Here is a 21,773-nt window from a genome sequence, read left to right as displayed (position 1 = left end):
TTCGCGCTACCCCTCGCCGCCAACGGTATCGACAACAGCGATTGAAGTGGTTAACCCCTACTGACTTGCATCTTAGCCTGTGTTTCAAGACTGTGCTGAATAGGGTATGAGCACTGACCGTGCCTGGGGCGTCATGGTTCCGCCCGCAGGTGGCGGAAATCCTCGAATTTCGCGCTTGCAGGATTACGCAAAATGACGCGCGGCATGGCGCCGCAAGCGAACGATCGGGGCGGTTCGCTTGCTGCAACAACGAGTTGGGTTGGCGTCGGGGTTCGGCTTGGGTTCGACGGCTTGCTTCAGAACCCGGCGGCGAGGCCATCGCGCCGGCTGTCGCTGGCTGCGACGTAGCCGCGGTCCGGCTCGTTGCGGTCGAGCTTCCAGATGAACTGGCCGGAGCCGAAGTCCATGTACGGATCGTCGATCGACTTGATCGTGTGGCCGCACTCCTGCAATGCGCGCACGCATGCGGGGTCAAGCGTCGCTTCCACATCGATCGAGAAGTCGCGGTTCACTTTCCAGCGCGGCGCGTCGCATGCAGCCTGCGGCTGCTGGCCGTAGTCGAGCATCCGCACCACCGTCTGCAGGTGACCCTGCGGCTGCATGTCGCCGCCCATCACGCCGAAGCTCATCACGGCCTCCTCGCGGCCATCCACCTGCTGCGTGAGGAACGCCGGAATGATCGTATGGAACGGGCGCTTGCCGGCTTCCACCACGTTCGGCGACTTCGGATCCATCGAGAAGCCGCAGCCGCGGTTCTGCAGCGCGATGCCGGTATCCGGCACCACGACGCCCGAGCCGAAGCCCATGTAGTTCGACTGGATGAAGCTCACCATCATGCCGTTTTCGTCGGCGGCGGACAGATAGATCGTGCCGCCCGACTTCGGCATGCCGAAGCCGAAATGCGTCGCGCGCTTCGGGTCGATCAGCTTCGCGCGCGACTTCAGGTACGCGTCGTCGAGCATCTGTTCGGGCGTCACTTCCATCGAACGCGGATCGGCGACGTAGCGGTAGACATCGGCGAACGCGAGCTTCATCGCTTCGATCTGCAGGTGCTGCGACTCGATGCTGTCCACCTTCAGCGACGCGATGTCGAACTGCTCGAGAATGCCGAGCGCGATCAGCGCGCCGATGCCCTGGCCGTTCGGCGGAATCTCGTGCGCGGTGTGGCCGCGATATGACTTGCCGATCGGCTCGACCCAGTCCGCGCGGTAGTTGCGCAGATCGTCGAGCGTCATCGCGCCGCCGCACTCGCGCGAAAACGCCGCGATCCGCTCGGCGATCTCGCCTTCGTAGTACGCGCGCGGGCCCTGCTCGGCGAGCACGCGCAGCGTCTTCGCATGGCCGGGGAAGCGCACCAGTTCGCTCACCTCGGGCGCGCGGCCGCGCGGCATGAACACGTCGGCGAAACCGGGCTGGTCTTTCAGGTCGGGGATCGCCGCGGCCCACTTGTGCGCGACGACGCTCGCGACCGCATGGCCGCGCTCGGCAATGTCGATGGCCGGCTCCAGCAGGTCGCCGAACGGCAGCTTGCCGAACTTCGCATGCAGCGCTTCCCAGCCGGCGATCGCGCCGGGCACCGTGACCGCGTCCCAGCCGCGCACCGGCTGCTTCGCGAGACCGTTCGCCTCGCCGTGGCGCGAGCGGAAATAGTCGACGCTCCACGCCGCCGGTGCGACGCCCGACGCGTTCAGTCCGTGCAGCTTCGCGCCGTCCCAGACGAGCGCGAACGCATCGCTGCCGAGCCCGTTCGACACCGGCTCGACGATCATGATCGCGGCCGCGGCGGCGATCGCGGCATCGACCGCATTGCCGCCCTTCCACAGCATGCGCAGGCCGGCCTGCGCGGCGAGCGGCTGCGACGTGGAAACGACGTTGCGGGCGAAAACCGGAAGGCGCGTGGTGGGATACGGGTTGTGCCAGTCGAAGCGGGTCATGTCGGAAGCTCTCGGAGAAGACAGCGTATTGTGCAGGGCCGGCGAGCGCCGCGCACCGAAGTCGGCCATTGCAGCGCAGCACCGTCCAAAAGGCAAATGCATTGGTCACATGAACCGATGCGCGCGATTGCTCAATCGCAGCGACTCGATCGCGCATCGGCCGGCGCGCGGCGCGCAGGCCTTTACAATAGCTCACCCGAACCCACGATGACGAAAGCCGGCGCGGCCCTCGCTCCGCAAGCCGGCCACCACGCTCACACCATGACCCGAGACCCGCGCCTGACCCTGAACGCCCGCCAGCAGGAACTGCTCGAATGGGTTCAACGCGACGGCTTCGTCACCGTGGACGATCTCGCCGCGCACTTCGACGTGACGCCGCAGACCATCCGCCGCGACGTCAACTGGCTCTCCGACATGAACCTGCTGCGCCGCTATCACGGTGGCGCGAGTCTGCCGACCAGCTCCGAGAACGTGTCGTACACGGCGCGGCAGCGGATGTTCCATGACGAGAAGCGGCACATCGGTGCGCTAGTGGCCACTCACATTCCCGATCAGGCGTCGCTCTTCATCAACCTCGGCACGACCACCGAGGAAGTGGCACGCGCACTGAACCGGCATCGCGGGCTGCGCGTGATCACCAACAACCTGAACGTCGCCAGCATGATGAGCGGCTATCCGGACTGCGAGGTGCTCGTGACGGGCGGCATCGTGCGGCCGTGGGACAAGGGCATCGTCGGCGAACTGGCGATCGACTTCATCCGGCAGTTCAAGGTGGACTTCGCGATCATCGGCACGTCGGGCATCGAGTTCGACGGTACGCTGCGCGACTTCGATACGCGCGAGGTGCGCGTCGCCGAGGCGATCATCGAGCACGCGCGCACCGTGTTCCTCGCCGCCGATCATTCGAAGTTCGGCCGCCCGGCGCTCGTGCGCCAGGGTCATCTCGACCAGATCGACGCGCTCTTCACCAACGCGGCGCCGCCCGCCGAGATGGCCGAGACGCTCGCAAGCGTCAAGACCCAGCTGTACATCGCGCAGTAGTCGTCACTGAGCGGCAGTCATCGCGCGATGCATACCGCGCGCCACCATGCTGCGTCGCAACCGAAACTTCGAGTGAATTCGCGAAGTTAGCGGCTGATCGAAACCGCTTCTCAATCCCGAAATTGTCAAAGGGAATATTTCACAGGGACGGTTTGGGGTTCTGTGTGCGGTTGACTACACTCCAGTTCCCCGATGCTCCCGCACAGGCCGTGCGGTAATGCCCCGGTCCCGACCATCCGGCGCCTGCCTGCATGCAGTCGAGTTGTCCGATAAAGGAGAGAACGATGCTGAGTCCGCACGAATTCGCCACGCTGATGCTAGTGAAGGACGCGCCCGACCAGGCAGAGATGGAACGCGACGAACTGGACGCCTTGCTGGAACGGCAACTGGTTCACCTCGAACGGCTCGCCACCGGACTCGAACAGTGGAGCGTGACGGAGATCGGCCAATCGGCATTACGCGCAATCAAGCGCTTCTCCTGATCATCCGGGCCGGCACAGCTCACCGGCCGGACTGCAAGATACCCATCCGTTCAGACGGCGCGCTTCGGCGCGCCGTCTGTCGTTAACACACGCTCAACCGCGAATCTTCAACCGCCCCGCAGCATCGGATCCACGTCCGCGCGCCAGCTGATCGCCTTCGCGCGCTGGTCGTTGAAGAAGGACGCCCACTCGCTGCGCGCCTTCGGGTCGCCGCTTGCGCCGAGCGCCGTGTACTGCTGCGCGATCGACGTCTGGAACGCGCAGTATTCCTCCTTCGACAGCCGGTGGTGGCGCTGCGCCACGTAAGCATCGAGCAGCGTCGAATACACCGCGCGCGAGTCCTCGCCGTAGTTCTTTGCCGTGCCGTCGCACATCTGCTGCAACTGGGCGAACGACGGCGCGCCCAACCCGCCGCTCAGGCTGGTCGGCTGCCCGACACATCCGGCCACGAGCACTGCCCCCGCTACACCCATTCCTGCCCAGAGTCCCCGCCAAAGTCGCTTCATCAACTCACCTCGATTGCCAATCGGATCCAGCTCGTGCCGCGAGTATCGTCCGTGCCGCGCCATCGCGCCACCGTTCTGCTCAGAACCCGCGTGATCGAACTTTACTTTTTCGAATATGTTCACTAAAGTTCGAAAACGAAAACGCGATGTTCATTTGGTGTGTTCGTTTCGCATAACATCGCTTTTCGCGAAGTTCAGCGGTTTCGTCGGAAGAACGGCGGCCCGTTGGCTCCCCTTTACTTCACAGCGCAAAGGACACCGCAGGTGACGCAAGGCTCCAGTTACGATCTGCTCGTCGTCGGTGGCGGGATCAACGGCGCGGGCATCGCGCGCGACGCCGCGGGTCGCGGCCTGTCGGTGCTGCTCTGCGAGCAGGACGACCTCGCGGCGCACACGTCGTCGTCGAGCACCAAGCTGATCCATGGCGGCCTGCGCTATCTCGAGTACCGCGAGTTCGGACTGGTGCGCAAGGCGCTGCAGGAGCGCGAAACGCTGTTGCGCGCGGCGCCGCACATCATGTGGCCGCTGCGCTTCGTGATGCCGCATATGCCGGACCTGCGCCCCGCGTGGATGATCCGCGCCGGCCTGTTCCTCTACGATCATCTCGCGCGCCGCGAGCTGCTGCCGGGCTCGCGCGGCATCGACATGCGCCGCCATCCGGCCGGCCAGCCGCTGATCGACTCGATCCGGCGCGGCTTCGTCTATTCGGACGGCTGGGTCGACGATGCGCGGCTCGTCGTGCTGAACGCACTCGACGCAACCGAACACGGCGCGACAGTGCTGACGCGCACGAAGCTCGTGAACGCGGTGCGCGCCGGCAAGCAGTGGCACGCTCAGCTGCAGCGCGCTGACAGCTCGACCCTCGACGTGCGCGCGAACGCGATCGCGAACGCGGCGGGCCCGTGGGTCGGCGAGCTGCTGCACGGCGCGCTCGGCCGCGGCGCGCGGCACAGCGTGCGGCTCGTGAAGGGCAGCCACATCGTGGTGCCGCGCATCTTCGAACACGACCACGCGTACATCTTCCAGAACCCGGACAAGCGGATCATCTTCGCAATCCCGTACGAGCACGACTACACGCTGATCGGCACGACCGACGTCGAATACCGCGACGATCCCGCGCAGGTTTCGATCGCCGCCGACGAAACGCAGTACCTGTGCGAGTCGATCAACCGTTACTTCAAGCGCAAGATCTCGCCGGCCGACGTGCGCTGGACCTACTCGGGCGTGCGGCCGTTGCTAGAAGAGGAAGGTGCGGACAACCCGTCCGCGGTCACGCGCGACTACAAGCTCGAACTCGATGCGCCGCCCAACGAGGCGCCGCTGCTGTCGGTGTTCGGCGGCAAGATCACGACGTTCCGCAAGCTCGCCGAAGAAGCCGTCGATACGCTCACGCAATCGCTCGGCCGGTCCGCGCCATCGTGGACCGCCGGCGTACCGCTGCCCGGTGGCGACATCGCGAACGCGAACTTCGGGCGCTTCGTCGAGCAGTTCGCCGCGCGTCACACGTGGCTGCCGGCCGATGTCGCGCGACGCTATGCGCGCGCCTACGGCACGCGCGCCGAGAAGCTGCTCGGCGATGCGCGCTCGCTCGCGGATCTCGGTCACGAGTTCGCGCCGGGTCTCTTCGAAGCCGAGCTGCACTATCTGCACGACGTCGAATGGGCGCGGAGCGCGCGCGACGTGCTGTGGCGCCGCTCGAAGCTCGGGCTGCACATCGATCCCGCGCAGCTCGAACCGGTTTCGCACGCGATCGATGCGTGGCTCGCGCGCGAACCCGTCGTAACGGTATCGACGGTCTAAACACCGTCACTGTACGGTGGCACTACGCCACCGCCAAAAGGCGAAATCTGTTCGCCTGCGGTTCCGGCATCTCCCGCGACTCGCCTCGCGGCCAATGCCACCGGTAGCATCCAGTGAATCGCACCACCCCGGCTGGCCAGCGGGCAACCCTCCGCCGGCATCCCCGGCGTCCACAACAACATGGAGAAGAGACAGATGCAGGATCAGTACATTCTCGCCCTCGATCAAGGCACGACCAGCTCGCGTGCCATGTTGTTCGACCACGACGGCAACGTCCGCTCCGTCGCGCAGAAGGAGTTCCGCCAGATCTATCCGCAGCCCGGCTGGGTCGAACACGACCCCTGGGAAATCTGGTCGACTCAGGCGGGCGTCGCCGCCGAGTGCGTGACGCACGCAGGACTCAACGGCACGTCGATCGCCGCGATCGGCATCACGAACCAGCGAGAGACGACGATCGTCTGGGACCGCGACACCGGTCAGCCCGTCTACAACGCGATCGTCTGGCAGGACCGCCGCACTGCGGATTTCTGCGACAAGCTGAAGGCGCAAGGCCACGAAGCGAGGGTTCGCGCGAAGACCGGTCTGCCGATCGATTCATACTTCTCAGCAACCAAGATCCGCTGGATTCTCGACAACGTCGACGGCGCGCGCGAGAAGGCCCGCAACGGCCGCCTCGCATTCGGCACCGTCGACAGCTGGCTGCTGTGGAATTTCACGAAGCACGAAGTGCACGCCACCGACGTCACCAACGCGTCGCGCACGATGCTCTTCAACATCCACACGCTGCAATGGGACGACGAGCTGCTCGACGTGCTCGAGATTCCGCGCAGTATGCTGCCCGAAGTGCGCCAGTCGTCCGAAGTCGTCGCGCCGACGAAGACCACCGTGTTCGCGTCGAAGATTCCGCTCGCCGGCATCGCGGGCGACCAGCACGCCGCGCTGTTCGGCCAGATGGCGACGCAAAGCGGCATGGTGAAGAACACCTACGGCACCGGCTGCTTCCTCGTGATGAACACGGGCGACAAGCCGATCGAATCGGAGAACAACCTCGTCACGACGATCGCGTGGCAGATCGGCGGCAAGACGACCTATGCGCTCGAAGGCAGCATCTTCATCGCGGGCGCGGTCGTGCAGTGGCTGCGCGACGGCCTCGGCATCATCAAGAGCGCGCCCGAGATCGAGAAGCTCGCGCGCAGTGTCGAGCATAGCGACGGCGTGTATCTGGTGCCCGCGTTCGCCGGTCTCGGCGCGCCGCACTGGAATGCGCGCGCACGCGGCACGCTGTTCGGCGTCACGCGCGGCACGACCGACGCGCACATCGCCCGCGCGGCGCTCGATTCGATCGCGTATCAGTCGCTTGACGTGCTGAAAGCCATGGAAGCGGATTCGGGCATCAAGATCGGCGAGCTGCGCGTGGACGGCGGCGCGACCGCGAACAACCTGCTGATGCAGTTCCAGGCCGACATTCTCGGCGTGGATGCGGTGCGCCCGAAGGTCAGCGAAACGACGGCGCTCGGCGCGGCGTATCTGGCCGGTCTCGCGGTGGGCTACTGGAAGGACGTCGGCGAGCTGCAGAACCAGTGGGCGCTCGACCAGCGCTTCTCGCCGTCGATGCAGGCCAGCGCCGTGACCACCTGCCTCGCCGGCTGGCAACGCGCGGTACGCGCCGCGAAGGCCTGGGCCGACGACACGCACTGACAGCGCCGTTTCATCCCGCTCGATCAGGGGTATCGAGACTCTACAGGCGCTACCCGTCGAACGATCCAGAACCGCCTCCGAGGGCGGCCGTTCGACGTGGCGGCAAGCTGAAAAAATAGTCAAGAGAGCTGATCATGTCACCTTATATTGCTGAATTCGTCGGCACGGCGATGCTCGTGCTGCTCGGCGACGGCGCCGTCGCGAACGTGCTGCTCGCGCGCACCAAGGGCAAGGGCGCCGATCTGATCGTCATCGTGATGGGCTGGGCGATGGCCGTCTTCGTGGCCGTCTACATCACCGCGTCGTTCAGCGGCGCGCATCTGAATCCGGTCGTCACGCTGAGCCTCGCGCTCGCAGGCAAGTTCGCGTGGAGCAAGGTGCCGGGCTACATCGCCGCGCAGATGCTTGGCGGCATGGCGGGCGCGCTGCTCGTGTGGATGGCCTACCGCCAGCACTTCGCGAAAGAGACGGACGCCGACATCAAACTCGGCGTGTTCTGCACCGCGCCCGCAATTCGCAGCGTGCCGCACAACTTCCTGACGGAGATGATCGCGACGTTCGTGCTGATTCTCGGCGTGCTGTATCTCGCGTCGCCGCAGGTGGGTCTCGGCGCGCTCGATGCATTGCCGGTCGGGCTGCTCGTGCTCGGCATCGGCATTTCGCTCGGCGGCCCGACGGGCTACGCGATGAGCCCGGCGCGCGACCTGTCGCCGCGCCTGATGCACGCGCTGCTGCCGATCCCGAACAAGCGCGACAGCGACTGGCGCTACGCGTGGATTCCGGTGGCGGGCCCGATTGCGGGCGGGTCGGTCGCGTCGCTGCTGTATCTGCACGTGCATTGACCGACGCGTGTGGCTGGCGGTACGGGGCCACGTGGAAGGTGAGCCCTTTGCCGCTTTGCCCCTTTTGCCGCTAGCCGCCGGTTGAAGCGGACGCGCGGGGCAGCAACGCTGCCCTACTACCGCGGCGGAGTATGATGACGCTTTTCCGCGTTTCGCGATTCATCTCCGCTTCGCGCTTCCCTGCATGATCGACCACCTCATCTGTGACTGCGACGGCGTCCTCGTCGACAGCGAAGTCATCGCCGACCGCGTCCTGTTCGAAACGCTCACTGTCACGTTCCCCGGTATCGACTTCGAACCCGTCGTGAAAACCGCGTTCGGGCAGCAGACGTCGCGATTTCTCGCGAGCGTCGAAAGCGAATTCGACATCCGGCTACCCGCGAATTTTCTTGAAACGGTCGAACACAACGTCGAGCATGCGTTGTCCACGTCTCTAAGTCCGATCGCGGGCGTGCGCAATGCGCTGCAGCAGCTGCCGCTGCCCGTCGCGGTGGTGTCGAACAGCCGGCTCAACCGCGTGCACGCATCGGTGCGGCGCGCGGGGCTCACCGAGATTTTCGGCGAACGCGTGTTCAGCGCGGAGCAGGTCGAGCGGCCGAAGCCCTACCCGGACGTCTATCTGTTCGCGGCGCATCAGCTCGGCGTCGATCCGACGCGTTGTGTCGTGGTGGAAGACAGCATCGCCGGATTGAATGCGGCACGCGCGGCCGGCATGAAGACGATCGCGTTCGTCGGCGCAAGCCACATCCCCGATGGCTACGCGGACGTGCTGCGCAAGATGGGCATGACGCGCGTGATGTCGCACATGGACGAGCTGCCCGGTTTGATCGACGCGGCCATGCGCGGCGAGTTCGGCGACGTGCAGTCTTGAGGTTTCAAGCTGGCCGCCAGATTTGCGCAAGCGCGATCCACGCCGCTTCATCGCGGCGCGGATCGCGTGCCTGAACGTGAAGCTTGAAACCTGAGCTTCGCGCTCTTTGCGTCGCCGCTCAGGCTCTATCCCACCTCACGCCTCTTCAGCAACACACTCGCGCACGGCTGCCAGCGCCGCGCGAAACTCCGCCAGTTCCGCGATCGTCAGCATCGGCAGATTGTGTTTCGCCGCGAAGCGCTCGACATCCGCGCCACGCGTCATCGTGCCGTCCTCGTTCATCAGCTCGCACAGCACGCCGGCCGGCTTCAGGCCCGCGAGAATCGCGAGATCGACCGTGCCTTCGGTGTGGCCGCGCCGCGCGAGCACGCCACCGCGCGACGCGCGCAGCGGAAACACGTGGCCAGGGCTCACGATGTCCGCAGGTTTCGCGTCGTCGGCGATCGCGGCGCGGATCGTCGTCAGGCGGTCCGCGGCGGACACGCCGGTCGACACACCTTCGCGCGCCTCGATCGATACGGTGAACGCGGTGCCGTTGCGGCTCTCGTTGCGCGAGACCATCTGCGGCAACTCGAGCTTTCGGACCGTCTCGTCCGGCAGGCACAGGCACACGATGCCGCTGCATTCGCGGATGAAAAGCGCCATCGTCTCGACGCTCATGCGTTCGGCGGCGATCACGAGATCGGCTTCGTTCTCGCGGTCGTGGTCATCCTGCAGCACGACGGGGCGCCCGTCGCGCAGCGCTTCGAGTGCAGCGGCGATGCGCGGCGGAATGGCTTCGGTGGCAAGCAGCGGAAGGTCAGCGAATGCATCGTCAACGGATGCGGAAGCCGGAGACGCCATGGTGGCGTGATGAGACACAGCAGCAGACAAAGACATGTGAAACGCTCCTCGCGGAAGTTGGGCGAAAAACGTTTCAGGGCATTGCAAATAGACAGGAACCGACGCCGCAACCCTGCCGCCACGATAACGCGCATGCCTTCGACGAGGCACGACGAACGCTCGCAACGGACAATCCGCAGCGCGCCCGCGGGCCGCACGCCGGATGCAAAAGCAGCAGGCGACGCGGCCAGACCGGACGGTCATGACCATCTGCACATCTTCTTCCATCCGGACTATGACCGTCGGCTCTGGCTTCGCACCAGATCTGCTGACCCCGCACCGTCCGATGCTGCCGGACGCACGACTGCGGGCGCTCGCGGGCTCGCCGCTGCGTGGTTGCGCAACGACATACCGCCGGTGGGGAATTTCGCCCCGCCCTGAAGACGCACTGATTGCCGGAATCAACCGGCGACTGAAGGATACAACAGCCGCTCCATTCCTGCAGAGCGGTAAGACACGTTGAAGCTGTCTGTTTACGACATGACGGGTATGTCCACTCGATGCCCGTTCAAACCGGCGACGGGCGCTGCCGTGCCGGATCGTCCGCGGCCGCGGCCGGCACGTCCCAGCGCGGCGGCGTCTCGGCGTTCACCGTCACGCGAAACGCGCGCGCCTCGGTGTCGCCGGGGTTGCGCAGGCTGTGCGGCTGGTCGGCGTCGAACAGGATCGCGTCGCCCGTGGCAAGCAGTTGCCGCTGGTCGTGCACGCTCACTTCGAGCGTCCCTTCGCTCACGACGAGATTCACCGTCGTGCCCGGCGCGCGCCGCACGCCGGCTTCGGTGTGCAGCGGCGCGATGCGCAGTTCATGGAACTCGGCCGTCGCCGCCTCGCCTTCTGGATACAGCGGCCGCGCCGAATAGCGTCCGTTCGAGCTGACGACGCGCGTCGCGCGGTCCGCCGGCAGATGTTCGAAACCCTGCAGTGCGTGCCGCCTCAGAAACGCCGCCACCGAGACCTTCAGAGCCGCCGCGACCTTGCACAGCACCTTGATCGACGGCACGCTGCGACCCGACTCGATCTGCGCGAGCATGGCGCGCGATACGCCGGACGCCCGCGCCAGCGCATCGAGCGACAGCTGGCGCTCGGCGCGCAGCCGCGCGAGATTCACGCCGACGAGCTGTTCGAGCCCGTCGAACGTTTCGGCAACCGAAGCGCCGTCGTGCGCGTCCGTCACCGCATCGCGAACCAGCGCAAGCGGAGAATTCATGATGGCCTCCAGGAACGCCGCCGGATGCGCTGCAATGAACCAGCGGCTGGCGTTGAGTGGAAGCAAGACTAGCATCGGCTTTCGCGTGTCCCAACGAAGTTATCGTCACACTGTTATCAGCATTGCAGAGGACGTTGGCACGCCTCGCTCAGCAAGCCTGCTGCGCGATCCTCGCCGGCGCATCCATCCGCGCGGCGAGCCACGTCAGCAGCAGCGCGGCGACCGCAACCACCGCAGCTACATACGGCAGCGCGTCGTAGCCGAAACCATGACCGATCGCGAGGCCGCCCAACCACGCGCCGCCCGCATTGCCGACGTTGAACGCGCCGATGTTGAGCGTCGACGCGAGATTCGGCGCGGCCGCTGCCTTCTCGACCACGCGCATCTGCAGCGGCGGCACCGTCGCGAATGCCGCGATGCCCCACACGAACACCGTGATCGCCGCGGCCACCGTCGAGTGCGCGGTATGCGCGAACACCGCCATCACGATCGAAAGTACGACGAGAATGCCCATCAGCGACGGCATCAGCGCGCGGTCCGCGAGCTTGCCGCCGATCGTATTGCCCACTGTCAGGCCGATGCCGAACACCACCAGCATCAGCGTCACGCCGCGCGGCGAGAAACCGCTCACCTGCTCGAGAATCGGCGCGATGTAGGTGAACACGACGAACACACCGCCGAAGCCGAGCACCGTCATCAGGAGCGCGATCCACACCTGCGGATCCCGCAGCACGCGCACTTCATGTCCCAGACCAACAGGCGCCGCATCGTGACGGTTCGGCACGAGCGCCGTGATACCCGCGAGCGACAGCACACCGAAGCCGGACACGATCCAGAACGCGACGCGCCAGCCGAACTGCTGGCCGATGAAGGTGCCGAACGGCACGCCGAGCACGGTCGCGAGCGTCAGGCCGGTGAACATCAGCGCGATCGCGCTAGCGCGCTTTTCCTGCAGCACGAGCGAAGCCGCCACCACCGCGCCGATGCCGAAGAACGAGCCATGCGCGAACGACGTGACGACGCGCGCGACCATCAGCAGCGAATAACTCGCGGCCGTCGCGCACAGCACGTTGCCGACGATGAACACCGCCATCAGCAGTTGCAGCGCGCCCTTGCGCGTCATGCGTGCGGTGAGCACGGCGAGCAGCGGCGCGCCGACTGCGACGCCAAGTGCATAGCCGCTGACGAGCAGACCGGCGGACGGAATCGACACCGACAGGTCGCGCGCCACCTCGGGCAACAGGCCCATGATGACGAACTCGGTGGTGCCGATGGCGAAAGCGCTGATCGCCAGCGCGAGGAGTGGGATAGGCATGATGCGGCTCTCCGGAAAGGAGTCAGGGTAAACGCGTGCATTGTCGGCCTGCAGATCGATTTTGATAATTGGCGTAGCATTTGAAGCATTTTCAAATATGATCGAATAATTGATGGACAACCTCGGCGACATCCGGCTGTTCGTGGAAGCGGCGCGGCTAGGCGGTCTGTCCGCGGCGGGCCGACGGCTCGGTCTCACGCCCGCGGCCGCGAGCGCGCGGCTCGCGAAGCTCGAAGCGCAGCTGAAGACGCGTCTCTTCGAGCGCACCACGCGCCAGTTGCGCCTCACCGACGAAGGCCGGCTCTACCTTGCGGGCTGCGAGCAGGCGCTGCAGGCACTCGAGGACGCCGAAGCCGCCGTGCAGGCCGGCCAGACGGCGGTGCGCGGCAAGGTACGGATCTCGACCACGTCGGATTTCGGCCGCAACCTGCTGATGCACTGGCTCGACGAGTTCAACGAGCAATACCCGGACGTCACGTTCGGACTCGTGCTGTCCGATTCGCTGTCGAACCTCGTGCAGGACGACATCGATCTCGCGATCCGCTTCGGCGTGCCGTCCGACAGCTCGCTCGTCGCGCGGCCGCTCGCGCCGAACTCGCGGGTGGTGTGCGCGTCGCCCGACTACATCGCGCGCCGCGGCGTGCCGAAGGAGCCGCGCGATCTGGCGGATCACGACTGCATCGTGCTGGTAACGGCGTCCGGCGCGATCAACGACTGGCGCTTCACGCGCGGCAGCGAGGAGCAGGTGTACACGGTGCCGCTGGAATCGGCGCGCGACACGAACGACGGCGCGGTCGCCCGCGAGTGGGTGCTGCGCGGCTACGGCATCGCGGTGAAGTCGATGTGGGACGTCGAGGCGGACCTGCGCTGCGACGGGCTGAAGCCGCTCCTGACCGACTGGCGCTACCCCGACGCGCCGCTGCACGCGCTCTACCATCGCAACCGCTTCATGGCCCCGCGCGTGCGGGTGCTGCTCGATTTTCTCGCCGCACGGTTCGCGCAGGTGTCGGACGAACTGGAAGCGTTGCTGGGCTTGCCGCCGCAGCGGTCCGCGGCATGAAGCGCGGGGCGTGACCGGCTATAATGCCGGACTACACTCCACGTCAGTCACAGCGCCTCGGCGAACCGGTCGAGCCCGGAATCGCTCGCACGATCGCGCGCACTGGCAGTCGCGGCAGTGGGCCCTGCCAGATGGCCGCGCACCCTTTTCACCCTTTGAACGACGCCCCCGGATAAACCACCGCGAACGGCGAATCTCGATGACCAAGAAAGTTTATGTAAAGACCTTCGGCTGCCAGATGAACGAGTACGACTCCGACAAGATGGTCGACGTACTCGGCGCGGCGGAAGGCCTCGTCAAGACCGATACGCCCGAAGACGCGGACGTGATCCTGTTCAACACCTGTTCGGTCCGCGAAAAGGCGCAGGAAAAGGTCTTCTCCGACCTAGGCCGCGTGCGCGAGCTGAAGGAAGCGAACCCGAACCTGCTGATCGGCGTCGGCGGCTGTGTCGCGAGCCAGGAGGGCGCGGCGATCGTCTCGCGCGCGCCGTACGTCGATCTGGTGTTTGGTCCGCAGACGCTGCACCGTCTGCCGCAGATGATCGACCAGCGCCGCGCGAGCGGCCGTCCGCAGGTCGACATCTCGTTCCCGGAAATCGAGAAGTTCGACCACCTGCCGCCGGCGCGAGTCGATGGCCCGAGCGCGTTCGTGTCGATCATGGAAGGCTGCAGCAAGTACTGCAGCTACTGCGTCGTGCCGTACACGCGCGGCGAGGAAGTGTCGCGCCCGCTCGACGACGTGTTGACGGAGATTGCCGGTCTCGCCGACCAGGGCGTGCGCGAAGTCACGCTGCTCGGACAGAACGTGAACGCGTATCGCGGCATGGTGGCGCCGGGCTCGCATGAAATCGCCGATTTCGCGACGCTGATCGAATACGTCGCCGATATCCCCGGCATCGAGCGGATCCGCTATACGACGTCGCATCCGAAGGAATTCACGCAGCGCCTGATCGACACCTACGCGAAGGTGCCGAAGCTCGTGAACCACCTGCATCTGCCGGTGCAGCACGGCTCGGACCGCATCCTGATGGCGATGAAGCGCGGCTACACGGTGCTCGAATACAAGTCGGTGATCCGCCGGCTGCGAGCGATCCGTCCGGACCTGTCGCTGTCCACCGACATCATCGTCGGCTTCCCGGGCGAAACCGAAGACGATTTCCAGAAGACGATGGCGCTCGTGCACGAGATGAGCTACGACACGAGCTTCTCGTTCATCTACAGCCCGCGTCCTGGCACGCCGGCGGCGAACCTGCATGACGACACGCCGCGCGAACTGAAGCTGCACCGTCTGCAACACCTGCAGGCCACGATCGAGGCAAACGTCGCGCGCATCAGCGAATCGATGGTCGGCAAGGTCGAGCGCATTCTCGTCGAGCGGCCGGCGCGCAAGGACCCGAACGAACTCGCGGGTCGCACCGAGAACAACCGGGTGGTCAATTTCCCGGCGCCGGCGGCGTCGCACGCACGGCTGACCGGCCAGATGGTCGACGTGAAGATCGTGCGCGCGTATCCGCATTCGCTGCGCGGCGAACTGGTGCTCGCGCACGACGACGTCCCCGTTACCACCCACTGACGCAGGGATTGAAGCCGTGACGCGCAGCCACCATTTACCGATGTCCGGCTGACCCGCTCACGGCAACACGGCCATCGCGCCGACACAGGAGCTTTCGATCACCTTGAAGCCCATCCAGCAACTGGAATTCAACGCGCCGCGCGACGACAACGCGCGGCTTGCCAACCTCTGCGGCCCGCTCGACGAAAACCTGCGGCAGATCGAGCAGGCGCTCGACGTCACGCTGCAACGCCGCGGCCACCGCATCGCGATCCGCGGACGAGGCGCCAAGGTCGCGATGACCGCGCTCGAGAACTTCTACAACCGCGCCCGCGAACCGCTGTCCGTCGACGACATCCAGCTCGCGCTCGTCGAAGCGCGGCATCCGGGCAGCCCCGCGGCCACGAACGGCGGCGACGAGGAACTCGACCCGCGCTTTCGCGGCGACCCCGATCATCCGTTCGACGAACCCGCTTCGGTCAGCGGCGAAGACGCCGAAGAGGCCGGCCCGCGGCTCTACACGCGCCGCGCCGATCTGCGCGGCCGCACGCCGGCGCAGCGCGAATACCTGAAGCAGATCGTCTCGCACGACGTGACGTTCGGCGTCGGCCCGGCCGGCACCGGAAAGACCTACCTCGCGGTGGCGTGCGCGGTCGATGCGCTCGAACGCGACCAGGTGAAGCGCATCGTGCTAACGCGTCCGGCAGTGGAAGCAGGCGAGCGGCTCGGCTTCCTGCCGGGCGATCTCGCGCAGAAGGTCGACCCGTACCTGCGGCCGCTCTACGACGCGCTGTACGACCTGCTCGGCTTCGACAAGACTGCGAAGATGTTCGAACGCCAGATGATCGAGATCGCGCCGCTCGCGTACATGCGCGGCCGCACGCTGAATCACGCGTTCATCATTCTCGACGAGGCGCAGAACACGACGCCCGAGCAGATGAAGATGTTCCTCACGCGCATCGGCTTCGGCTCGAAGGCGGTCGTCACCGGCGACACCACGCAGATCGACCTGCCGCGCGGCAACAAGAGCGGCCTGATCGAAGCGCAGCAGGTGCTGCACAACGTGCGCGGCATCGCGCTCACGCGCTTCACGAGCGCGGACGTGGTGCGGCATCCGCTCGTCGCGCGGATCGTCGAGGCCTACGACGCGCACGCGAAGCAGGAAGACACGAAGGGCGCGGCCTGACGCCGTCCCGCTTCCGCAACCACGAGCCGCCACCCGCAGCCACGACAATCGAACCTGCATGCCCCGCGCGCCCAAACTCAAACTGACCGTGCAGTTCCCCGCAGCCAGGGCCTTCCCGTCGCACAAGGCCGTTCTGCCGCGCGCGACGGTGGCCAGCTGGATCAAGGCCGCGCTCTTCGCAGACGCGGAGCTCACCGTGCGCTTCGTCGATGCCGACGAAGGCCGCACGCTGAACCGCACCTATCGCGGCAAGGATTACGCGACGAACGTGCTGACCTTTGCGTATGCCGAGTCCGAGGACGACCCGGTGGCGGGCGATCTGATCCTGTGCTGTCCGGTCGTCGAGAAAGAGGCCGCGGAGCAGGGCAAGCCGCTCGCCGCGCACTACGCGCATCTGCTCGTGCACGGCACGCTGCATGCGCAAGGCTACGATCACGAAGAGGAAGACGAAGCGGAGGAGATGGAGTCGATCGAAACCGAGGTCCTGACCTCGCTCGGGTATCCTGACCCGTATCTGTAGCTGCTGTCTTGAGCACACCGTGACTGCCCGCGATCCGTCCGACACTTCCGATCCCGCCGATCTCTCCAGTTCCGCCGCCGGCGCGCAAGCCGCCGCCGATGCGCTGAACGCCGTCGACGCGCTGAACGCCGTCGACGCGCGTTGCCCGAACTACCCGCCTTCGCTCGGCGAATCGCGTCTCCTCACCGAAGCCGAACTCACGGAATCGCTCGAGTGCACGCTCGGCAACTGGGACCGCGCGTCCGACCTGTGGCTCTTCGGTTATGGCTCGCTGATCTGGAACCCCGGGCTGCCAACCGCCGAAAGCGTGCGCGCGAAGGTGCATGGTTATCACCGCGGGCTGTATCTGTGGTCGCGCGTGAACCGCGGCACACCCGAGCAGCCTGGGCTCGTGCTCGCGCTGGACCGCGGCGGCTCGTGCAGCGGCATCGCGTTCCGGCTCGCGGCCGAGGGCGCGATGCCGCATCTCGTCACGCTGTGGCGCCGCGAGATGGCGATGGGCTCGTACCGGCCGATGTGGTTGCCCTGTTCGCTCGCCGACGGCCGCCGCGTGGCCGCGCTCGCGTTCGTGATGCGTCGCGACGTGCCGACCTACACCGGCAAGCTGTCCGACCTCACCGTGCAGACGGTGTTCGGCTGCGCGACCGGCCGCTACGGCACGACGCTCGACTACGTGAGCCGCACCGTCGAAGCGCTGCGCGACAGCGGCATGCCCGACCGTGCGCTGGAAGCGCTGCTGGCGCGGTGCCGGCGGCAGGCGCGGTAATTTCGCTTCCCGCGAACGAGCGTGCCGTCACCCGCCCCTTTTTTGACGTACCTGCGCCGCGCGGCCGATCTGCGCTAGCATGGGGACTCAGGCATCCCCGACGCAGACCCGACGCAACCCCGGTAACACCGACGCGCCACCGCGCGCCGCGCATCGTCCGTTTGGCCTGAGCCGGCGGGACATGGTCCTGCCATGAGCGTGGTGTATCCTTAACTTCCTGCAACAGCGCGCCCAGACTGGACGGGCGCCACACTATGAACGACGCCTATCCCAGTCGACGACACACCGACAAGCCTCAGGAAAAGCGCTCTCTGCTCGAGCGACTGACCGACCTCATCTCGCCCGAGCCCGACTCGCGCGCCGAACTGCTGGAAATCCTTCAAGACGCGCACGAGCGCAATCTGATCGACGCGGACTCGCTGTCGATGATCGAAGGCGTGTTCCAGGTCGCAGATCTCAGCGCGCGCGACATCATGATTCCCCGCGCCCAGATGGACGCGATCAACATCGCGGACAATCCGCACGATTTCATGCCGTTCGTGCTGGAAAAGGCGCACTCGCGCTACCCGGTGTACGAAGGCAATCGCGACAACGTGATCGGCGTGCTGCTCGCGAAAGACCTGCTGCGCTTCTACGCGGAAGAAGAGTTCGACGTGCGCGGCATGCTGCGCCCCGCGGTATTCATCCCCGAATCGAAGCGGCTCAACGTGCTGCTGCATGACTTCCGGATGAACCGCAATCACATCGCGATCGTCGTCGACGAATACGGCGGCGTCGCGGGCCTGATTACCATCGAAGACGTGCTGGAACAGATCGTCGGCGACATTGAAGACGAATACGATTTCGACGAGGAAAGCGGCAACATCATCCCGTCGCCGGACGGCCGTTACCGCGTCCGCGCACTGACGGAAATCGAGCAGTTCAACGAATCTTTCAACACGCAGTACTCCGACGAGGAAGTCGATACGATCGGCGGACTCGTCACCCATCATTTCGGGCGCGTGCCGCATCGCGGCGAGAAAGTGCGCATCGACGACCTGATTTTCGAAGTGCTGCGCGCCGACGCCCGCCAGATCCATATGCTGCTCGTGCGCCGCGACCCGCTCGCGGGTCAGCGCGAACGCGAAGCGCAGCACGTCGGCACCTGATCCACCCGTCTATTCTTTTCCCGCATCACGCATGGCCGACCCGATCTCCTCCCGTCTGCGCCCCGGCGTGACGTCGTCCGCCGCCGCAGAAGGCGGCCGCGCGCTGCCCCGCTGGCACTATCTCGTCGCGGTCGCGGCGGGAGCGGCCAATACGCTTTCTTTCGCGCCGACGCCGCACGGCGGCTGGCTCGAAATCGCGATCTTCGCGTTCTTCTACCTGTGGCTCACCCGCACCACCGGCTGGAAAAGCGCGGCGCTCACCGGCTTCGGCTTCGGCTTCGGCAATCTCGTGACGGGCGTCTGGTGGCTGTACGTCAGCATGCACGACTACGGCGGCATGGCGGCGCCGCTCGCGGGTGCGGCGCTCGTGCTGTTCTCGTTGTACCTCGCGATCTATCCGGGCCTGGCCGCCGGTGTCTGGTCGTTCTGCGCGGGGCACGCGAGCAACGGCCGCGCGGACCCGCGTCCGCAGCTTCCGTTCGCGCCGACGTGGCACGGCGCGTTCGCGTTCGCGAGCGCGTGGGCGATCGGCGAATGGCTGCGCGGCTACGTGTTCACCGGCTTTCCGTGGCTGTCGAGCGGCTATGCGCAGGTCGACGGGCCGCTCGCCGGCTTCGCGCCGATCGCGGGCGTGTATGGCGTCGGCTGGATGCTCGCGCTCGTCGCCGCGCTGATCGTGCAGGCGCTGCTGCATGCGCGTGCGGCTCGAGGCTCAGGCAACGGCGCTGGCAACAACGGTTCGAAAGCGAAAGCAAACTCAACACGCAGTGAAACCGCCCGCGCACTGGCGCCCGCGCTCGTGGCGGTTGCGCTGATCGTCGCGGGTCTCCTGCTGCCGCTCGTGCAATGGACCGTGCCCGCGAATGCGCCGCTCACGGTGCGCCTCCTGCAGGGCAACGTGAAGCAGGACATGAAGTTCGAGGAAGCCGGCGTGATCGCCGCGATCGACGAATATCAGCGGATGATCACCGAACGGCGCGCCGACCTCGTCGTCACGCCCGAGACCGCGATTCCGGTACTCGTGCAGGCGGTGCCGCCGTCGTTCGCGCAGGCGATCCGGCAGTTCTCGGATAGCACCGGTACGTCGATCCTGTTCGGCGCGATCGGCGGCGACGTCACGCCGGAGGGCCGCGTCGTGAACTACACGAACAGCCTGTTCGGCATCACGCCGAACAGCGGCACGCTGTACCGCTACGACAAACATCATCTGGTGCCGTTCGGCGAGTTCGTGCCGTACGGCTTCCGCTGGTTCGTCGACCTGATGAAAATTCCGCTCGGCGATTTCGCGCGCGGCGCGGTCGTGCAGAAGCCGTTCTTCGTGCACAACCAGGCGGTCGCCGTCGACATCTGCTACGAGGACATCTTCGGCGAAGAGATCGCGGCGTCGATCCGCGACACGGACACGCCGCCCGGCGTGCTCGTCAATTCGACGAACCTGGCCTGGTTCGGCAACACGATCGCACTGGACCAGCATCTGCAGATCGCGCGGATGCGTACGCTCGAAACCGGCCGCCCGATGCTGCGCGCCACCAACACCGGCACCACCGCCGCGATCGATGCGCACGGCAACGTGATCGCGCGCATGCCGCCGTTCACGATCGGCTCGATCGAAGCGCACGTGCAGGGCATGACGGGACGCACGCCATACGTGAGCGCCGGCAACAACACGGTGCTCGCCGTGTCGGTGCTGCTGCTGGCGTTCGGTTTCGCGTTCGGACCGGGATTGCGCCGCAGGAACGGTCAGGCATAACGGTCGGAGCGGGGTCGCCGCGCGTGGCTCCGCATCCGTTTGCGGCCGCATCGCGCACGGCGGCAAAAAAGCGTCGCCGCCCGCCCTTTCCGCTAAAATCATCGGTTTAGCAGCTGTCTGCTCCACGGCCGTCCCGCGCGCACCCGCCTGCGCGTCGCGGCCCCACGCCAGAAAGACAACTTCATGCTCACGTTTCAGCAAATCATCCTGACGCTGCAGTCCTACTGGGACCGGCAGGGTTGCGCCCTTCTGCAGCCGATCGACATGGAAGTCGGCGCCGGCACGTCGCACGTCCACACGTTCCTGCGCGCGATCGGCCCGGAACCGTGGCGCGCCGCCTACGTGCAGCCATCGCGCCGCCCGAAGGACGGCCGCTACGGCGAGAACCCGAACCGCCTGCAGCATTACTACCAGTACCAGGTCGTGCTGAAGCCGGCGCCGGAAAACATCCTCGACCTGTACCTCGGCTCGCTCGCCGCGCTCGGCTTCGATCTGAAGCAGAACGACGTGCGTTTCGTCGAAGACGACTGGGAAAATCCGACGCTGGGCGCATGGGGTCTCGGCTGGGAAGTGTGGCTGAACGGCATGGAAGTCACGCAGTTCACGTATTTCCAGCAGGTGGGCGGTCTCGACTGCAAACCGGTGCTCGGCGAAATCACCTACGGTCTCGAACGTCTCGCGATGTACCTGCAGAAGGTGGAGAACGTCTACGACCTGATCTGGACGGAATGGGAAGAGCAGGGACCGAACGGCCCCGAGCTGCGCCGCCTCACCTACGGCGACGTGTACCACCAGAACGAGGTCGAGCAGTCCACCTACAACTTCGAGCACGCGAACGTCGATCTGCTGTTCACGTTTTTCTCGAACTACGAAGCGGAAGCGAAGCGCATGATCGAAGCGCAGCTCGCGCTGCCGGCCTATGAACTGGTTCTGAAGTCCGCGCACACGTTCAATCTGCTCGACGCGCGCGGCGCGATCTCGGTCACGGAGCGTGCGGCGTACATCGGCCGCATCCGGAATCTGTCGCGTCAGGTCGCGCAGGCCTATTACGATTCGCGCGAAAAGCTCGGCTTCCCGATGCTCGGCAACCCGGTGCATGGCGTGCCGGGTCTCACCACCGACGAACAGGACGCCGCCCGGCCGGCGTGGGCGCCGCCGATGAAGAACGAACCCGGCCGTCCCGACGCCCAGCAATAACGGGAACACGAACACA

General features: G+C 66.1%; 19 protein-coding genes and 1 riboswitch. Of the genes, 14 read left to right on the top strand and 5 right to left on the bottom strand.

All coding sequences use genetic code 11. The features are described from left to right. Positions 1-296: 296 nt before the first annotated feature. Entirely contained in the window at positions 297-1,934 is a 1,638-nt protein-coding gene (locus tag DVS29_RS13400; protein ID WP_118180943.1) for a gamma-glutamyltransferase family protein, read from the bottom strand. 261 nt (positions 1,935-2,195) lie between these two features. Here DVS29_RS13400 and DVS29_RS13395 point away from each other — a divergent pair, with 261 nt between their 5' ends. Beyond that, the gene (locus DVS29_RS13395; RefSeq protein ID WP_118181013.1) at positions 2,196-2,975 is read left to right on the top strand and encodes a DeoR/GlpR family DNA-binding transcription regulator; all 780 of its coding nucleotides are present in this window, start codon (positions 2,196-2,198) and stop codon (positions 2,973-2,975) included. A gap of 284 nt (positions 2,976-3,259) precedes the next feature. Beyond that, positions 3,260-3,457 (top strand): hypothetical protein, encoded by a 198-nt coding sequence (locus tag DVS29_RS13390; RefSeq protein ID WP_118180942.1) that lies wholly within the window; start codon positions 3,260-3,262, stop codon positions 3,455-3,457. A 107-nt stretch (positions 3,458-3,564) separates the two neighbouring features. Here the strand turns inward: DVS29_RS13390 and DVS29_RS13385 are convergent, their stop codons facing one another. Further along, positions 3,565-3,963 (bottom strand): hypothetical protein, encoded by a 399-nt coding sequence (locus DVS29_RS13385; protein ID WP_240655575.1) that lies wholly within the window; start codon positions 3,961-3,963, stop codon positions 3,565-3,567. A 264-nt stretch (positions 3,964-4,227) separates the two neighbouring features. Here DVS29_RS13385 and glpD point away from each other — a divergent pair, with 264 nt between their 5' ends. The 4 genes from glpD to DVS29_RS13365 all read left to right on the top strand — a co-directional run bounded on the left by glpD (position 4,228) and on the right by DVS29_RS13365 (position 9,174). Continuing rightward, the gene (glpD, locus tag DVS29_RS13380; RefSeq protein WP_118180940.1) at positions 4,228-5,763 is read left to right on the top strand and encodes a glycerol-3-phosphate dehydrogenase; all 1,536 of its coding nucleotides are present in this window, start codon (positions 4,228-4,230) and stop codon (positions 5,761-5,763) included. A gap of 195 nt (positions 5,764-5,958) precedes the next feature. Then, positions 5,959-7,461, top strand: coding sequence for a glycerol kinase GlpK (glpK, locus tag DVS29_RS13375; protein ID WP_118180939.1), 1,503 nt, complete (start codon positions 5,959-5,961; stop codon positions 7,459-7,461). A gap of 134 nt (positions 7,462-7,595) precedes the next feature. Further along, entirely contained in the window at positions 7,596-8,303 is a 708-nt protein-coding gene (locus tag DVS29_RS13370; RefSeq protein WP_118180938.1) for an MIP/aquaporin family protein, read from the top strand. Positions 8,304-8,487: 184 nt separating this feature from the next. Continuing rightward, the gene (locus DVS29_RS13365) at positions 8,488-9,174 is read left to right on the top strand and encodes an HAD family hydrolase (RefSeq protein WP_118180937.1); all 687 of its coding nucleotides are present in this window, start codon (positions 8,488-8,490) and stop codon (positions 9,172-9,174) included. Positions 9,175-9,309: 135 nt separating this feature from the next. On the opposite strand, the gene ribB is transcribed toward DVS29_RS13365, so the two are convergent. From ribB to DVS29_RS13350, 3 genes are all read right to left on the bottom strand, one after another. Then, positions 9,310-10,053, bottom strand: coding sequence for a 3,4-dihydroxy-2-butanone-4-phosphate synthase (gene ribB, locus DVS29_RS13360; RefSeq protein WP_420816103.1), 744 nt, complete (start codon positions 10,051-10,053; stop codon positions 9,310-9,312). A gap of 215 nt (positions 10,054-10,268) precedes the next feature. Further along, positions 10,269-10,445, bottom strand: a riboswitch (FMN riboswitch). Positions 10,446-10,564: 119 nt separating this feature from the next. After that, positions 10,565-11,263 carry a helix-turn-helix domain-containing protein gene (locus tag DVS29_RS13355; RefSeq protein WP_118181012.1) on the bottom strand — a complete coding sequence of 233 codons (699 nt, stop codon included), beginning with the start codon at positions 11,261-11,263 and terminating at the stop codon, positions 10,565-10,567. Positions 11,264-11,411: 148 nt separating this feature from the next. Then, entirely contained in the window at positions 11,412-12,578 is a 1,167-nt protein-coding gene (locus tag DVS29_RS13350) for an MFS transporter (protein WP_118180935.1), read from the bottom strand. 112 nt (positions 12,579-12,690) lie between these two features. Between DVS29_RS13350 and DVS29_RS13345 the strand changes: the two genes are divergently transcribed. The 8 genes from DVS29_RS13345 to glyQ all read left to right on the top strand — a co-directional run bounded on the left by DVS29_RS13345 (position 12,691) and on the right by glyQ (position 21,757). After that, positions 12,691-13,638 carry a LysR family transcriptional regulator gene (locus tag DVS29_RS13345; RefSeq protein WP_205962446.1) on the top strand — a complete coding sequence of 316 codons (948 nt, stop codon included), beginning with the start codon at positions 12,691-12,693 and terminating at the stop codon, positions 13,636-13,638. A gap of 199 nt (positions 13,639-13,837) precedes the next feature. Next, the gene (gene miaB, locus DVS29_RS13340; protein WP_118180933.1) at positions 13,838-15,211 is read left to right on the top strand and encodes a tRNA (N6-isopentenyl adenosine(37)-C2)-methylthiotransferase MiaB; all 1,374 of its coding nucleotides are present in this window, start codon (positions 13,838-13,840) and stop codon (positions 15,209-15,211) included. Positions 15,212-15,314: 103 nt separating this feature from the next. Next, entirely contained in the window at positions 15,315-16,376 is a 1,062-nt protein-coding gene (locus DVS29_RS13335; protein ID WP_118180932.1) for a PhoH family protein, read from the top strand. Positions 16,377-16,434: 58 nt separating this feature from the next. Continuing rightward, a complete protein-coding gene (gene ybeY / locus DVS29_RS13330; RefSeq protein WP_118180931.1) occupies positions 16,435-16,896 on the top strand; it encodes an rRNA maturation RNase YbeY in 462 nt (153 codons plus the stop codon). Positions 16,897-16,999: 103 nt separating this feature from the next. Next, entirely contained in the window at positions 17,000-17,662 is a 663-nt protein-coding gene (locus DVS29_RS13325; protein WP_118181011.1) for a gamma-glutamylcyclotransferase, read from the top strand. A 254-nt stretch (positions 17,663-17,916) separates the two neighbouring features. Further along, positions 17,917-18,810 (top strand): HlyC/CorC family transporter, encoded by an 894-nt coding sequence (locus DVS29_RS13320; protein WP_118180930.1) that lies wholly within the window; start codon positions 17,917-17,919, stop codon positions 18,808-18,810. A gap of 31 nt (positions 18,811-18,841) precedes the next feature. Further along, entirely contained in the window at positions 18,842-20,560 is a 1,719-nt protein-coding gene (lnt, locus tag DVS29_RS13315) for an apolipoprotein N-acyltransferase (protein WP_118180929.1), read from the top strand. A 183-nt stretch (positions 20,561-20,743) separates the two neighbouring features. Next, complete coding sequence (gene glyQ, locus DVS29_RS13310; RefSeq protein ID WP_118180928.1) at positions 20,744-21,757, top strand: glycine--tRNA ligase subunit alpha; 1,014 nt, start codon at positions 20,744-20,746, stop codon at positions 21,755-21,757. The last annotated feature ends 16 nt before the right edge of the window (positions 21,758-21,773 follow it).

Source organism: Paraburkholderia phosphatilytica (assembly GCF_003443895.1).
Lineage (GTDB): Bacteria > Pseudomonadota > Gammaproteobacteria > Burkholderiales > Burkholderiaceae > Paraburkholderia > Paraburkholderia phosphatilytica.
This window is presented reverse-complemented; position numbering and strand designations above follow the sequence as displayed.

Bases quoted from the DNA above. Each gene is read 5' to 3' on its own strand.
- lnt (WP_118180929.1), top strand. From the start codon at position 18,842: ATGGCCGACCCGATCTCCTCCCGTCTGCGCCCCGGCGTGACGTCGTCC.
- ybeY (WP_118180931.1), top strand. From the start codon at position 16,435: ATGCCCCGCGCGCCCAAACTCAAACTGACCGTGCAGTTCCCCGCAGCC.
- DVS29_RS13385 (WP_240655575.1), bottom strand. From the start codon at position 3,963: ATGAAGCGACTTTGGCGGGGACTCTGGGCAGGAATGGGTGTAGCGGGG.
- DVS29_RS13350 (WP_118180935.1), bottom strand. From the start codon at position 12,578: ATGCCTATCCCACTCCTCGCGCTGGCGATCAGCGCTTTCGCCATCGGC.
- glyQ (WP_118180928.1), top strand. From the start codon at position 20,744: ATGCTCACGTTTCAGCAAATCATCCTGACGCTGCAGTCCTACTGGGAC.
- DVS29_RS13355 (WP_118181012.1), bottom strand. From the start codon at position 11,263: ATGAATTCTCCGCTTGCGCTGGTTCGCGATGCGGTGACGGACGCGCAC.
- glpK (WP_118180939.1), top strand. From the start codon at position 5,959: ATGCAGGATCAGTACATTCTCGCCCTCGATCAAGGCACGACCAGCTCG.
- DVS29_RS13345 (WP_205962446.1), top strand. From the start codon at position 12,691: ATGGACAACCTCGGCGACATCCGGCTGTTCGTGGAAGCGGCGCGGCTA.
- ribB (WP_420816103.1), bottom strand. From the start codon at position 10,053: ATGTCTTTGTCTGCTGCTGTGTCTCATCACGCCACCATGGCGTCTCCG.
- DVS29_RS13390 (WP_118180942.1), top strand. From the start codon at position 3,260: ATGCTGAGTCCGCACGAATTCGCCACGCTGATGCTAGTGAAGGACGCG.
- DVS29_RS13395 (WP_118181013.1), top strand. From the start codon at position 2,196: ATGACCCGAGACCCGCGCCTGACCCTGAACGCCCGCCAGCAGGAACTG.
- DVS29_RS13370 (WP_118180938.1), top strand. From the start codon at position 7,596: ATGTCACCTTATATTGCTGAATTCGTCGGCACGGCGATGCTCGTGCTG.
- DVS29_RS13320 (WP_118180930.1), top strand. From the start codon at position 17,917: ATGAACGACGCCTATCCCAGTCGACGACACACCGACAAGCCTCAGGAA.
- DVS29_RS13365 (WP_118180937.1), top strand. From the start codon at position 8,488: ATGATCGACCACCTCATCTGTGACTGCGACGGCGTCCTCGTCGACAGC.
- miaB (WP_118180933.1), top strand. From the start codon at position 13,838: ATGACCAAGAAAGTTTATGTAAAGACCTTCGGCTGCCAGATGAACGAG.
- DVS29_RS13400 (WP_118180943.1), bottom strand. From the start codon at position 1,934: ATGACCCGCTTCGACTGGCACAACCCGTATCCCACCACGCGCCTTCCG.